Raw genomic sequence first — 15,446 nt, forward strand, 5'->3', positions numbered from 1 at the left:
TTTGAAGAAAGATTTTTTTACTTCGTCGTTTGATCTTCAAGTTAATAAAAGTCAGCCACTTGCAGAAAGAATGCGCCCTTGTTCTCTCAATGATGTTGTAGGACAAAAGCATTTGATTGGAGAGGATGGTTTGCTTTCACGTATGGTGGCAGCTGGCTCAATTGGATCGATGATTTTTTGGGGACCTCCAGGGACGGGAAAAACAACCGTTGCACGTTTGTTGGCCCTTGAAACAAATTTCGCGTTTGAACAAGTTTCTGCTATTTTTACAGGAGTTTCTGAACTTAAAAAGATTTTTGAAGTTGCGCAAAGACGTTTTATGTCTGGGGATAAAACACTTCTTTTTGTTGATGAAATTCATCGGTTTAATCGTGCACAGCAGGATAGTTTTCTTCCTGTTATGGAAGATGGTACTGTGGTCCTTATAGGTGCAACAACCGAAAATCCTTCTTTTGAACTTAATGCTGCCCTTCTTTCGCGTGCACGTGTTTTAACATTTCTTTCTCATGATCATGAAAGTTTGGATATGCTTTTGAGGCGTGTTGAAGAAGTGGAGGGAAAATTTCTTCCCTTGGATAATGATGCCAGAGACGTTTTGATAGAGATGTCTGATGGTGATGCACGGGTAGCGTTGACATTGGCAGAGGAAGTTTGGTCTATTGCGCCATTAGGAGAGATTCTTGATGTTGTTGCTTTGCAAAAGGTTATTCAGCGTCGTGCACCCATTTATGATAAAGGACGAGAAGGGCATTATAATCTCATTTCAGCTTTGCATAAATCTGTTCGTGGATCTGATCCTGATGCGGCGCTTTATTATTTGGCACGTATGTTGGATGCTGGTGAAGATCCTCTCTATATTGGGCGAAGATTGGTTCGTATGGCTGTTGAAGATGTTGGTTTGGCAGATCCTCAAGCTCTTGTCATCTGTAATGCGGCAAAGGATGCCTATGATTATTTAGGGTCTCCTGAGGGAGAATTGGCGTTGGCACAAGCTTGTCTTTATGTTGCAACTGCGCCAAAGTCAAATGCAACATATCTCGCGTATAAAGCTGCATTGCGTTGTGCACGCAAAAGTGGTTCTTTGCCGCCACCTAAGCATATCCTTAACGCACCTACGAAATTTATGAAGGAAGAAGGGTATGGAAGTGGTTATTGTTATGACCATGATGAACCAGACGCTTTTTCAGGACAAGAATATTTTCCCGAAAAACTTGGACGTCAGAGTTATTATAAACCAGTTGAGCGTGGTTTTGAGCGTGAAATTGTGAAACGTCTTGAGTGGTGGCAACAGTTGCGCAAAAAACGTAAAGATCAAAAATAAAATTTGAGTTGAAATACGTTTTTTATTAATCTTAGATTTATTTTTTATCTCTTATATTATTGTATGAGAAATTTAGCTTATATTTTAAACATTTATTGCATTGCTTGTAGAGGTTTTTTTTGATATCTTCGAAAGTACATATTTTTTCAAATTTAAATATATCATTCAACTTTTAAGCTGCTTTATTTTTTTGGTTTTTATTAAATAATATATTGATTTATAATGATAATTTACTGTTTCGTAAGTTGAATGAAAGTCTCAAATACCGTAAATTTCTCTCATTCCAAGCCTGTTATTTGTTGAATCAATCAAATCATTCGCTTGCAGGTTACAAGCAGGATTAGCGTGTAATAAAAACTGTACAAGAAAGGACTAAAAAATCCCTCTTATGAATTGTCTCAAGTGCCGAGAGCTGTCGCAATATTGGGGGATGATAAATAGTGTGATGGTTCCAGCTTTCTCCTTCTATAGTGTAAAGATGGTGGCGCCCAAAGGGTTTTACAGTATACCACATTCATAGGTATTGTCACAAAATGAGCTTGGAAGTGTTGAGAGATGTTTCTTAAATCAAGTGCATGAATATGCAACACAATAGCGTTTTGTTCTTCGATGCAATAGGGCATGAGGTTGATTGATGATGCGTTTTTGTGTGATCAATAGCAGGAGAATTCTTAGTCTCTCAAGTATTTAATCAAAGGGATAAGCAGAAGGGCTGTAGAACATTGTGTTTAAAATTAAATTGTTCCTTTTCTAGAGAGATATAAATATGTTAACTTGCTCTCCTATGGAAGTATTGTTTTATTGGAATTTATTTTGTGTCATAAGATAAGCAATGCCAATTCTTTATTGTGATGGTCATGAATGTTTATGGACATAATGTGAAGATAAGAATGGAAATAGTCTGTGAAAATCTAAACTCAAGCCTTTAGTTAAATTAAAAGTACAGTGTACACTAAAGTTTTAGGTTATTATGAATCGGTCAAGGATATAATCGTGGATAAAACAAAAGCTCTCGATGCTGCTCTCTCACAAATTGAACGTTCTTTTGGTAAAGGCTCGATTATGCGTCTTGGGCAAAAAGAGCAGGTTGTTGAAATCGAAACAGTTCCAACAGGGTCGTTATCCTTGGATATTGCTTTAGGGATTGGTGGATTACCGAAGGGGCGTATTGTTGAGATTTATGGACCAGAAAGTTCTGGGAAAACAACATTGGCTCTCCATGCTATTGCTGAGGCACAGAAAGGTGGTGGGATTTGTGCTTTTATTGATGCAGAGCATGCGCTTGATCCTATTTATGCGCGTAAGCTTGGTGTTGATTTAGAAAACTTGTTCATTTCTCAGCCAGATACCGGTGAACAGGCATTGGAAATTACAGAAACGTTGGTTCGTTCTGGTGCAGTTGATGTGCTTGTTGTGGATTCTGTCGCAGCTTTAACACCGCGAGCAGAAATTGACGGTGAAATGGGTGATGCTTTGCCCGGATTGCAAGCTCGGTTAATGAGTAAAGCGTTACGAAAATTAACCGCAGCAATTTTTCGCTCTAACTGTATGGTTGTTTTTATTAATCAAATTCGCATGAAAATTGGTGTGATGTTTGGTTCTCCTGAAACGACAACGGGTGGAAACGCTTTAAAGTTTTATGCTTCTGTTCGTTTAGATATTCGTCGCATTGGATCCATTAAAGATAGGGATTCAATCGTTGGTAATCAGACGCGCGTTAAAGTGGTGAAAAATAAATTGGCACCTCCATTCAAACAGGTTGAGTTTGATATTATTTATGGTGAAGGTATTTCCAAAGTAGGTGAATTGATTGATTTGGGTGTCAAGGTTGGCATTGTGGAAAAATCTGGTGCATGGTTTTCTTATAATTCTCAGCGTTTAGGACAGGGACGTGAAAATGCAAAGCAGTTTTTACGTGAACATGCGGAAGTCGCAGCAGAAATTGAAGCGGCTTTGCGCCAAAATGCTGGTTTGATTGCCATTGAACTGCTAGAAAATGCAGGGTCAGAAAATACAGAAAGTGATGAAGCTATTTGATGGGGCGTTTTTTTCGTCTATATTTTTTTTCCTTTAAGATTTTTCTGTTTTTTGTTTGAGTTTTTAAATACGCAGTCATTTTATTCTCAATTTTTTAAAACAAATATTCCATTTTTGATTAAATTGACTCCATGCGTGGCGAAGAGGATTTAATGAGGGGGGATTTTTCTTTTATGGTTTTGTGCTGTATTGAGCAGGTGTCAACATGAATAGTGTTAATAATATTCGGTCAACATTTTTGGATTATTTTCATCGTAATGGGCATAAAGTTCTTTCTTCTAGCCCTCTCGTTCCACGTAATGATCCTACACTTATGTTTACAAATGCAGGGATGGTGCAGTTTAAAAATGTTTTTACTGGGCTTGAACAGCCCCCTTATACGCAGGCAACAACGGCACAAAAATGTGTTCGTGCGGGTGGAAAGCATAATGATCTTGATAATGTTGGTTATACGGCGCGCCATCATACATTTTTTGAAATGCTGGGTAATTTTTCTTTCGGTGATTATTTTAAAGAAGAAGCCATTTTTTTATCATGGAATCTTTTAACAAAGGAATTTCGCCTGCCAAAAGATAAATTATTGGTGACAGTTTATCAGAGTGATGATGTTGCTGCCGAACTGTGGCGTAAAATTTCTGGTCTTCCAGATGAAAAAATTGTTCGTATTGCGACGGCTGATAATTTTTGGTCGATGGGAGAAACAGGACCTTGTGGGCCTTGTTCGGAGATCTTTTATGATCATGGTGATGAAATCTGGGGCGGTCCTCCTGGAAGTGCTACTGAAGATGGGGATCGCTTTATTGAGATTTGGAATCTTGTTTTTATGCAGTATGAGCAAGTTTCCAAGGAAGAACGTGTTAACTTACCTCATCCTTCTATTGATACAGGCATGGGATTAGAGCGTATTGCTGCTGTTTTACAGGGTGTTCATGATAATTATGACATTGATCTTTTTCGTGCATTAATTGCTGCGTCAGAAGAAATTACAGGGATTGAGGCAAAGGGTGATTTTATTGCCAGCCATCGTGTTATTGCTGATCATCTTCGCTCATCTGCATTTTTGATTGCTGATGGTGTGCTTCCTTCTAATGAAGGAAGAGGATATGTTTTACGTCGTATTATGCGCCGTGCTATGCGTCATGCCCATCTTTTTGGTGCTAAAGAGCCCTTAATGTGGCGACTTTTGCCTGCTTTAATTCGCGAAATGGGACAAGCTTATCCTGAATTGGTGCGTGCAGAATCTTTGATTTCAGAAATTTTGAAGTTAGAAGAAATACAGTTTCGTAAAACGCTTGAACGAGGACTTGGTTTGTTGAACGAAGCAAGTACTAATCTTAAAGAAGGGGACTATTTGAATGGTGAAGTTGCTTTCAAGCTCTATGATACCTATGGTTTTCCGCTTGATTTGACGCAAGATGTTTTGCGGCGTCGTGGAATATCTGTTGATGTTGATACCTTTGATAAAGCGATGGAACGTCAAAAAGAGGAAGCGCGTGCCAATTGGTCTGGTTCTGGGGAAGCTGTAACAGAAAAGATCTGGTTTTCTGTTCGTGATCAAGTGGGGGCTACAGAATTTTTGGGTTATGAAACAGAAAAAGCTGAAGGAATTCTTACAGCTCTTGTGTGTGATGGTAAAATTGTTGATCATATTTCTTCAGGTCAGAAAGCTATGCTTGTTGTTAATCAGACACCTTTTTATGGTGAATCTGGAGGGCAAATTGGTGATAGCGGTATTATTTCTGGTGAAAATTTTATTTTTGAGGTGCATGATACCCAAAGAAAGGGTGATGGTGTTTTTATCCATATTGGGGAGGTGAAATCTGGTCAGGCATCGAGGTCTGATTGTGTCGAATTAACGGTTGATATTGTTCGTCGTAAGAAAATTCGTGCGAATCACTCTGCTACTCATTTGTTACACGAAGCTTTACGCCAAATATTGGGGGATCATGTTACTCAAAAGGGCTCTCTTGTATCGCCAGATCGGTTGCGTTTTGATTTTTCTCATCCAAAATCCGTTTCACCAGAAGAGTTGAAAAAAATAGAAGATTTAGCCAATGAGATTGTTTTGCAAAATAGTAAGGTCGTAACGCGTCTCATGGCTGTAGATGATGCAATTTCTGAAGGAGCCATGGCATTGTTTGGGGAAAAATATGGTGATGAAGTTCGCGTTGTTTCTATGGGGGAGCTCCTTGAACTGGGAGGATTAAAAAAGCGTTGGTCAATTGAGCTTTGTGGAGGGACTCATGTGGAGCAAACAGGTGATATTGGTTTAATTCATATTGTTTCTGAAAGTTCTGTTTCAGCTGGAGTGCGGCGTATTGAAGCTTTAACAGGCAAAGAAGCACGTCTTTATCTTAGCCGCCAAGATGAACGTATTCATGAAATTGCTGATCTTTTAAAAACTTCTTCTGCTGGTGTGGAAGAACGGGTGCGAATTTTGCTTGATGATCGTCGTAAACTTGAAAAAGAATTGAATGATGTACGCAAGAAAATGATGTTGAGTGGTGGAATAACAGAAAGGAGCCAAGGTGATATTATCATCATCAATGGGTTTTCTTTTACCGGACGCGTTGTTAAAAATATTTTACCACGGGATCTTAAGGCGCTCGTCGATTCTGAGAAAAAACAAATCGGATCTGGAGTGGTTGCGTTTATTAGTGTCTCGGAGGATGGAAAAGGGAGTGCTGTTGTCGGTGTTACGGATGATTTAACGGATAAGTTAAATGCTGTAGATCTCGTTCGTATTCTTTCAGAGATGCTTGGTGGTAAAGGTGGAGGTGGCCGTCCTGATATGGCGCAGGCTGGTGGTCCTGAGGGGAACAAAGCTGATGAGGCATTTGCGGCACTAAAAGATTTTCTGGGAAAAATTAAAGAATGAAATCATTCTGCATAGGTGTTTTTCACATTGTTATATTGGGTTGGCATCTATGTATCATGAATATCTGTCTGGTGTATTTCTGAAATGCAGATACAGCGTAATTGGGGAAAATACAATTGTAAAGATAAAGACAGTGTTTGTCTTTATCACCACTGTATCATTTGGCTTTATAGCTTCCAAGCGTTTCAGGAGTCACTTTTTTAAGATAAGATAGATTATTCAGCACTTCATGCTTTGCTGTGTATTCTTTTACTAAGAAGACTAGTTATTGTGTTGTTCTTATAGATTTTTTAAAGAAATATCTCTTTTTATGAAAGGAAAAATACAAGATTTATTGCATACGATTATCCTTATAAAATTATAAGCTGTCATTATTCGATTAGTTTTCAAATGAATAAAATCTCTTTCCTTGAAAAGACTTATAAAAGAGTTGTTATATCTTAGAGCTATTGTTTTCATTTTGCTTGTTATGTACACAGTTTTTGGTTTATTATTAAAAGGTTTTGAAAAGAATATTCTCCTATCTTTATAAATCTTTATTTCAAGTTATAAAGTAATGAATTATCAATATAAATCAAAGGAATATCACATAAATCTAAAGATTTAGATTAATATTTAATTTATTTATGATAAAATTGCTTTAATACATTGAGTTATAATGATAATTTATCATTTTATCTTTTGAATAAGAGCTACGAATATTCGTAGGATTTTATTATTTCAAATTCTGTGTATGTTAAATTAATCAAAACCACTCACGAATGTCGTTGTGAAATGGGCTTAAGAGCATTGAAAAATGTTTCTTAAAAAAGTCGTATGAATGTGCAAAACAATGATGTTCTGTTCTTTATGAGAGGACTATAAAGAACGTGATAAACAAAAGTGCAAAGCAATACATAATATTCATTATTTAAAAGATATTTCTTTAGTTCGTTTTGAAATTTGTAAAGCTGAGTTAAAAGAAGACGGTAAAACTGGAAATTATTTTTACCTTTACATTTTCCCTAAATGAGAATGTATACTCGTCAATATGCACAGATAGAGGAAAATATTTTTGTTCTAATCTAGTAAAATTGCAATAGCAGAGAAAATACTAAACTGTTTTAATATTTTTCTGAAATACCTAAAATGGATTGTGGCATTTTTAGAAATCTTTTTACTTGTATCATATAAGCACTCTTGTTACCTTGAGGAGGATTTTTTTGCTTGAAAAAGAGTATCAATTTTATGATGCTATGGCTTCATGTAAGGGGATAACATTTTCTCCTTCTCTTTCTGGTGGTTTGATTGTTAAACCACTTGCCTTTAAAAAATTAGAGAAACGTCCCCCTTTATCGATCAATTCTTGAAAGTTTCCTTTTTCCATTAAGTGACCATGATCCAGAAAGAGTATCACATCAGCATTGCGTACTGTTGAGAGGCGATGTGCTATAATAAAAGTAGTGCGGTTATGGCTTATGCAATCGAGAGCATCTTTGACACGTGCTTCTGTTTCAACATCAAGAGCGCTTGTTGCTTCATCTAGAATGAGAATAGGGGCATTTTTTAAAACAGCGCGTGCAATTGCTAGTCGCTGTTTTTCTCCACCGGATAATTGAGATCCTCGTTCGCCCACCATTGTATTATAACAGTCAGCTTTTTTTAGAATAAAATCGTGAGCTTCTGCTATTTTTGCGGCTTCATAAAGTTCTTCATTCGTTGCGCTCGCTTTTCCTATTGAGATATTGTCATGAATAGTACGGTTGAAAAGACCCGAGTCTTGAAATACTGTTGCTAAAGATTTGCGTAAAGATTCGCGATTGATTGAGCATATATTTATTCCATCAATGGAGATATGCCCAAGGGTAGGGTCGTATACGCGCTGCAACAGATTGATCAATGTTGTTTTTCCAGCCCCTGTTGGTCCTACAATCGCAACAGTTTGTCCTGCTTTAACCTCAAAGGAAATATCAAAAACACCTTGAGAAGAATTTGGGAATTGATAGGTCACGTGATGAAATTGTATGGCGCCTTTAACATTTTGGAGGGAAGGAAGATTTTGCGGTTCGTTAATATGAAAGGTTGAGTCTTCCATTTCAAAAAATTCTTGCAGTTTTGCTTGTGAGGATATTGCACAATTAATAAAATTGCTCATTTGGTCTAGGCGGCTAATCATGAGTTGTGCAAATCCAACAAAAGCAACGACTTCACCTACCCGTAATTGATCTTTTGCAACAAAAAAAGCTCCAAGGAGAAGAACACAAACGATTGAAATTGTTGAAGCCATTCGATTTAAGCCACTGGCGAGCGCCCACCAATTGAGAACAGGATTTTGTGCTTTAAGAAGAGCATTTGTATGTTGATGCAGTATAGAAGTTTCTTCTTTTATTCGGTTATAACTTTGTACAATGGAAACATTAGAGATTGAATCACTGACATGTTTAAAAAGGTTGTGGTGGTAGCATTCTACAGCGGCTTGTCCGTCTTTTGTTTTTCGCATCACTAAACGTGCAATTAATACATAAATGATGGCAAGCACAACCAAGACTATTGAAAGACGCCAATTCATATTAAAGGCTATGGGGATGAGAACCAATAAGGCGACAAGTGTTGAGAGATGTTGGCGCATAAAATCAAGCCATATGGTTGACATGGAATCTATAGCGCGCAAAAGTGTATGGAGTGCGTTGGAAGTCCCACGTTGTTGATGCCAAATTAAAGGCATGGCAATGATACGTTCGAAAGATTCCGTTAAAACCGTTAAGCGACGTCTATGGGCTAAGCGGTCTGCACCGCGAGCAACAAGGACATAAGCGATAATATGTGAAAGTCCAAAACCAACCCAAATGGCAAGAGTAGGGAGGATAGCTAATTTTTCTGTAATAGAATCAATAACGCGTCCAAATAAAATAGGTTCTGCAATGGTGATAATCGCTAACATAACATTAGCAGTACAGATTAAAAGGGATGCATTTTTTTCTCTGTTTAGGTAAGTGAGAACACGTGCATAGGTTTTGAATAAGGACACTGTTAATTATCTCCATTCGCTGTTAAGCGTAAAGGCTGTTGATTTTTATAACGCTTAATTTTTAGCTAATAAAATTTGAACGTTAAGAAAAGGCAATTTTGGATACTAACTGTAATATGGTGTGATAAAGCCAACTAAAATATGAATTTTTGTGTTTATAAAGGCGCAAAAATAGACATCAGGCAAGGGAACTTTTATGGCAGGCGTAGAAATAAAAAAAGTTGAGGCAGATGAAAATGGAATGCGCTTAGATCGCTGGTTTAAAGTGCATTATCCAGGACTTGGGTTTGGAATTTTGCAAAAATTGTTGCGTTCTGGTCAGATACGGGTTGATGGTGGACGTGTTAAAGCCGATACGCGTCTTTGTATAGGGCAGTCTGTTCGTATTCCACCTCTCCCTATTGATGACAAAGAAAGTCTTCCAATAACGGATAAAACCCTCCGTGGGCAGGATGATGGAACCGTTTTGAAAAAAATGCTGCTTTATGAAGACCCAAAGGTATTTGTTTTTAATAAACCAGCTGGGTTGGCTGTACAAGGAGGCTCTGGTTTAACACGTCATATGGATAGTATGCTTGAGGTATGGCGCAATAAAAAAGGTGAAAAGCCACGTTTGGTTCATCGTCTTGATCGTGAGACGTCGGGGGTGCTTATTGTTGCGCGATCAAGGGGAGCTGCTCAGTCCTTAACAGCTGCTTTTAGAGCGCGAGAAACAAAAAAGACTTATTGGGCGTTGGTTCGGGGCGTGCCTAAAAAAAAGCAGGACAAAATTTCAACGTGGATGGTTAAGGAAATGACTGCACAAGGTGACAAAATGCGTGTTTGTGAACATGGGGAGCCAGATTCACATCATGCGGTTTCCTACTATCGCGTTTTAGATACGCGAGGGCGGACTCTTTCGTGGCTTGAAATGGAACCCTATACTGGGAGAACACATCAGCTTCGTGTGCATGCTGCCCATATGGATCATCCTATCATTGGCGATACAAAGTATTTTTTTTCTGATAGTAATTGGACATTACCAGGAGGAATTCAAAATCGTCTTCATCTTCATGCACGTCGTATTCGTATTCCTCATCCTTCAGGAGGAATATTGGACATTGTTGCACCTTTACCACCTCATATGGTTCAAAGTTTTAATCTTTTGTCTTTTAATGAGAGTGATGCTGAAACCGACTAAACAAACTTCATTTGTTCTTTTTGATTGATACAAATTTTGTCTATAAATTTGATAAGATGAATAGGGCATCATTTGAAGAAAGTTTTTGATAAGTCAATCGCTATGAGAAAATTGTGTTTTTGAGTGATAAAATTTTCGAATATCATGGCTTTCTTTCTACAGCTCTTTATTCATATTGATTGTATTGTTATTTTTGGATATGGCGTATCGTTTAATAATCTGAGTTTATGAAGCTGCTCCTTTGAATTATCTACAGAGGTCATATTATTGGGGGGGCGTGTCTGTTGAGGGAGATGAGTTAGATAAAATCTGAAAGATATTTACTAAAATAGTGAAAGCAATTTTAGTTTTTTCATGGGGAATAATGGAGGCATTTTATAGTAATGCTGAGGAAAAATAGCCTCTCAAAAAATTCCTGTTGTCAAGGAGTTTTGTTTTATTATCAATGTGGTTCGATATGCTTATAGTATAGACTTATGCTTTGTATCTTTGCTTACACAATGAAGCCTTCTTAGCAAAGTTTTCCTTTCAATGAGCAATTATTTTTCTACTTACTTAGTTTATCCAAAAGATTATTTTTCATAAAAGAAGAAATAAGTTTTTAGTATCTTAATGCTTCATTGAAGTGAGCTCATCACATTGAAAAAATATCTAGACAAAAAATTGGAGATAAAACGTCAGGTGCGTTTTATTGCTCTAAGGAGGGCTTGAACACTTTTGTTTTTTCTAGTGAACAAAAACAGATATTTATTATGGGAACATTCAAAGGGGGGATAAGTTGAAATGAGGAGTGACTGATGGGATCATTATTGATTGACGTTAATAACGTCTCAAAAGTATATCGCAACATTGACAGAGGAATTGGTTTTAAAAACAAGGTGTTTTCTCTCTTCAAGCCGGTTTATACAAATCATCATGTGTTAAAAGATATGAGTTTTACCCTCTTTTCAGGGCAATCGTTAGCAATTCTTGGCCCTAACGGAGCGGGTAAATCGACACTGATTAAAATACTTTCTGGTATACAATACGCTGATGAGGGATGTGTTAAAGTCCTTGGTGTTGATCCTTATAAAGCGAAGAAAAATCTGTTCAAGTCCTTGGGTGTGGTCTTTGGTCACAAGAATTGTTTATGGTGGGATTTGCCCTTACGCTACAGTCTGGATATGGTTCAACCATTATATGGTCTTAAATGCGCCTCTTTTACCCGTGATCTTAAAGAGATTACTGAGTTGCTGGGTCTTGAGCGTATTATGGATAAGCCAGTGCGGATGCTTAGTCTGGGTGAGAGAGTGAAAAGTGAATTGGCATTTAATCTCTCCTTTAGACCTAAACTGTTGTTTCTCGATGAGCCAAGTATTGGTCTTGATATTACATCTAAGCATGAAATCAGGGAGCTTCTTAAAAAACTGAAAAAGGAGCGTGGCACTGGGTATATTATCACAAGTCATGATATGGGAGATATTGATGGATACGTCGATGATATTATTCTTTTGCATAAAGGAAAGAAACAGTTTCATGGTAATCTTCATGCGCTTAAAAATGTCATTCCTTCTTTGGTGAGAATGACACTTTTTTGTGAACATATGGCTGCACCTTCAGCTGTTGTAGAAAAAATTGATGAGATTGCGTTGAAATTATCTACTCCTTTAAAAGATAAGCACTTTAACGCTGAAGAATGCTCGCTGGAGGTTTCTCTGCCCCGTGAGGATTTTGCGCGTTTTGTACGCGAAATTACAACCGAATTGAACTGTACGTTCTCTGTATCCACTCCCTCGCTTGAAGAGATGCTCCGTGTTAAATTTAAAGAATTTATCTAACCACTGCTTTGGTATGTTTCTTTTTGCCAAGAATGGATTACTCACTGTTCTAAGTGATAGAGCAATGTTTTTTACCGATATTATCATTGGGACACTTTCGCCATTTGTTATTCAACTTCTATTATGGAATGCACTTTTCTCTGATACGGGCAACACCATCAATGGCTTTAGCTTTTATGATATGATGTATTATTATGCTTTTGCTTTAGTCCTAGGTCGCTTAAATAATGGTTATAATGTGATTAAGTTTTTCTCTCATCATGTTAAAGAAGGTCAATTAGAAGTATATCTTACAAAGCCCTTTAGTTATATGACACAAATGCTTTTTACTTTTTTAGGGGAGAGTGTATTATATAGCATCCCGTTATTGGCTCTTTTTGTTGTTAAGCTTGTTTTATCCTATGAAAATATTCTGGGATTGGTCATCGCTTTTCTGTTCTTTTTTCTGGTTGTTATTCTATCACAATTGCTTTGTTTTTTACTCTCTTTTGGAATTGCCTTATTAAGCTTTTGGGTGATTGAGTACAATATATTACTCTCTTTCAGTATTCTCAGTTCAGCGCTTCTTGGGGGTGTTCTTTTACCACCATCTTTTTGGCCGGTGTGGCTTATTCCGCTTATGCAATTTAATCCTTATCGTTTCATGATATCCGCTCCTGCCGAGTTTTTCGCGACGCAAAATTTAGCGTTGTTTCAGCAGTTTATTTTCGGAAGTTTTACTTATATTTTGTGTTTTTTATGCTTAATTCATATTGCTTGGAATAAAGGGATGAAAGCATATAATGGAGCGGGTGGTTGAGATGAAAATAATCCTTCATTTTATCAGTTTGAATATCCGCCGACAGATTGTTTATGGTAAGAATTTTGCTGGGGAGTTTATTCTTTCTCTATGCTATTATTTTATTCAATTCATATTTATTGATAGAATATCTTCTTTTTCAAGAAAGATCGGTAACTATAGCAGAGATGAAATCCATTTTATCTTTGTTGTCTTTGTTTTACTTGGAATATTTTTGAATATTTTTACTAATTCTATTGAAACGTTTTTTGAAAAAGTAGCGGATGGTAAAATTGAACCATACTTGATAAAGCCCGTTTCAATCTGGTTGTTGATGTTATTTGGTTGGTGTAAACCTCTTAATCTGATCAAGCTCTTTGTTCTTTATGTTAGTGCCTATTTATTTGTATCATTACCGAATATATCCGATCTTAAGCTAAGATGGATCTCTTTTATTGTTGCAATATTTTGTGTTTTTATTGTCAATATTTGTTTTTTCATGATGTTTAATTTTATAACATTTATTATTAGCCGTAAGATGCCTGTCGAATATTTTCATGAAATGATTTACGAGCTTTCATTTGTACCAATAGGAATTTATCCTTTAAGCATCGTAAAATGGCTTTTGTTTATGCTTCCTATGGCTTTTTCTGCTTCCTTGCCTGTGTCATTGTTGCTTGGTAAAGGCGAATGGAATATTGGATATCTTCTGTTGAGCGCTTTTCTTTCCATGGTCATGATTTTCATAAGTTATAAGAAAACAATGCGTAAATTTAATGGATTAGGGGGATGAGATAAAAGTCAGCATGATTATAAAAATAAAAAAAATTGAGTGAATAATTCTATTGTACCATAAATTATCGTTATTTATTCTGGCGATATAAGGCATGTAGAATTTTCACATGAGGATTTTTTTTATTGTTAGATAAGATTGAACAATAATATAGGCCGCATTCCCACGGTTACTGGCAAGGAGCGTGAAATAGAAATCAGAGGTTTAAACTGTTCGATTTTAGATGGCAGCTTGATGACAAAAGCCAATGGTAAGATGGCATACAATTTAATATCATTCATAATACGAGCCAGATGTGTTCTTTTTCGGTTATAGTGCTAAAAAATTGTCAAAAGTGGATAATTTTTATATGTGTAGAATGTGGTTATTCGTGCGGATTTTGTTGGTGCATTCAATATATTATTACGTGGATGAGTTTTTGCTTAAACAATAAGAAAATTGATAGAATAAAGCTTTTAAGTTGCTCAATAGAAAGCTAAGAGCTGTGCGAAACAACATGATAGTAATTATTAAGATAACGATCACATAGAGATTTTCAGCATGCTGAGTAGGCAAAATTCCATCAATAATTGCTTGAAAAATAAAAGGATTCACCAAGTCAAGTAGCTGTAAAACGATAGCAAAAAGATTAATTTCAATAACGTAATAAATATATTTTTTTGTTGTGCGAGTAAATCAAGAGAAGGCTCTTAATTTTTCTTATGAAAACTCATTTTAATTTATGATTTTGTTAAGAGAAAGAAAAATTAATGTGTTATATTTTAATAGTATTTGCGAATATTATTTTTTTGTACGGTGTTTTTATTTTATTTTAATTTAAAATTAGGTTTGACAATTGTCTAAAACGCGTAATAATCAAATTTAATTGTATCGATATGATGCGTTTTTCTATAAAAGAAAAAGGAGAGTTCAAGCTCATCACGTGCTTCAGGTAATTCATGCCGTCCTTCGGGTTATTATTGGGATACAATAAAATCTACAGGACAAACAGGAGTAATGATAGTGGCGCTTGTTGGGACAGTTGGAGGTGCTGTGCTTGGAGAAATCGTAAGTATAGCGGGTGCAGTTGCAATAGAAAATAGATGGTATAGTTCCTGTTAATCGTAGCTGCTGCTGCGGAGGGGGCTACACTAAGAGAAGGCAGTAGGCAGCACTATAAATGGTGCCCTAGTAGGGGGGCCTTTAGAGTTGTGCATCATTTTTATAATTGTGTACGGTAATTTATAGAATATCTGCAATGTATCTCTAAAATCATAACAATTTTGTAGATATGTTAATAAAAGTAGATATGTTAATGAAAAATGTGTCTAAGAATATTATTAGAATATCTTTTAATGGTATATTATTTATAATTCTATATATTTTATTTCATAAATTTTAAGTTTTATGGATAATAAATTTATTTAAATTATATTATGCTTCTAAAGAGAGTATTAAAACTGATGTTATAAAAAACATCAATAATAGTCATTTTATTTTTTATAGCATTCTTTATTTAAGTATCTTTTTATAAAGATTATGAGATATGTTATTAATAAAATTATGTTTTTAAATTTGGCTAAAAAATAAAGAGAAATCCAGACAGCTTCTTTTTCAATAAACCAAAATAATGCTTTAATTTGATGTTGTAAAATA

8 protein-coding genes are annotated in these 15,446 nt (G+C 36.1%); 7 read left to right on the forward strand and 1 reads right to left on the reverse strand.

Features of this window, described 5'->3' with window-relative positions; genetic code table 11:
* Window position 1: 1 nt before the first annotated feature.
* The 3 genes from ACFILW_RS02920 (at window position 2) to alaS (ending at window position 6,236) form a co-directional block, all read left to right on the forward strand.
* Window positions 2-1,321, forward strand: a complete 1,320-nt coding sequence (locus ACFILW_RS02920) for a replication-associated recombination protein A (RefSeq protein WP_375685140.1) — start codon at window positions 2-4, stop codon at window positions 1,319-1,321.
* A 993-nt stretch (window positions 1,322-2,314) separates the two neighbouring features.
* Window positions 2,315-3,358, forward strand: a complete 1,044-nt coding sequence (gene recA / locus ACFILW_RS02925; protein ID WP_375622352.1) for a recombinase RecA — start codon at window positions 2,315-2,317, stop codon at window positions 3,356-3,358.
* Window positions 3,359-3,563: 205 nt separating this feature from the next.
* Entirely contained in the window at window positions 3,564-6,236 is a 2,673-nt protein-coding gene (alaS, locus tag ACFILW_RS02930; RefSeq protein ID WP_375685141.1) for an alanine--tRNA ligase, read from the forward strand.
* A gap of 1,225 nt (window positions 6,237-7,461) precedes the next feature.
* Here the strand turns inward: alaS and ACFILW_RS02935 are convergent.
* Complete coding sequence (locus tag ACFILW_RS02935; protein WP_375685142.1) at window positions 7,462-9,243, reverse strand: glucan ABC transporter ATP-binding protein/ permease; 1,782 nt, start codon at window positions 9,241-9,243, stop codon at window positions 7,462-7,464.
* A 196-nt stretch (window positions 9,244-9,439) separates the two neighbouring features.
* Between ACFILW_RS02935 and ACFILW_RS02940 the strand changes: the two genes are divergently transcribed.
* The 4 genes from ACFILW_RS02940 to ACFILW_RS02955 all read left to right on the forward strand — a co-directional run bounded on the left by ACFILW_RS02940 (window position 9,440) and on the right by ACFILW_RS02955 (window position 13,811).
* Window positions 9,440-10,423 (forward strand): RluA family pseudouridine synthase, encoded by a 984-nt coding sequence (locus tag ACFILW_RS02940; RefSeq protein ID WP_375622355.1) that lies wholly within the window; start codon window positions 9,440-9,442, stop codon window positions 10,421-10,423.
* A 797-nt stretch (window positions 10,424-11,220) separates the two neighbouring features.
* Window positions 11,221-12,240 carry an ATP-binding cassette domain-containing protein gene (locus tag ACFILW_RS02945; RefSeq protein ID WP_375685143.1) on the forward strand — a complete coding sequence of 340 codons (1,020 nt, stop codon included), beginning with the start codon at window positions 11,221-11,223 and terminating at the stop codon, window positions 12,238-12,240.
* Window positions 12,215-13,039 (forward strand): ABC-2 family transporter protein, encoded by an 825-nt coding sequence (locus tag ACFILW_RS02950; RefSeq protein ID WP_375685144.1) that lies wholly within the window; start codon window positions 12,215-12,217, stop codon window positions 13,037-13,039. The genes ACFILW_RS02945 and ACFILW_RS02950 overlap by 26 nt, the downstream gene beginning before the upstream one ends.
* On the forward strand, window positions 13,023-13,811 hold the full coding sequence (locus ACFILW_RS02955; protein WP_375685145.1) for an ABC-2 family transporter protein: 789 nt from the start codon (window positions 13,023-13,025) through the stop codon (window positions 13,809-13,811). The genes ACFILW_RS02950 and ACFILW_RS02955 overlap by 17 nt, the downstream gene beginning before the upstream one ends.
* Window positions 13,812-15,446: the final 1,635 nt, after the last annotated feature.

It is taken from the genome of Bartonella sp. TT110JLCBS (assembly GCF_042193405.1).
Taxonomy (GTDB): domain Bacteria; phylum Pseudomonadota; class Alphaproteobacteria; order Rhizobiales; family Rhizobiaceae; genus Bartonella.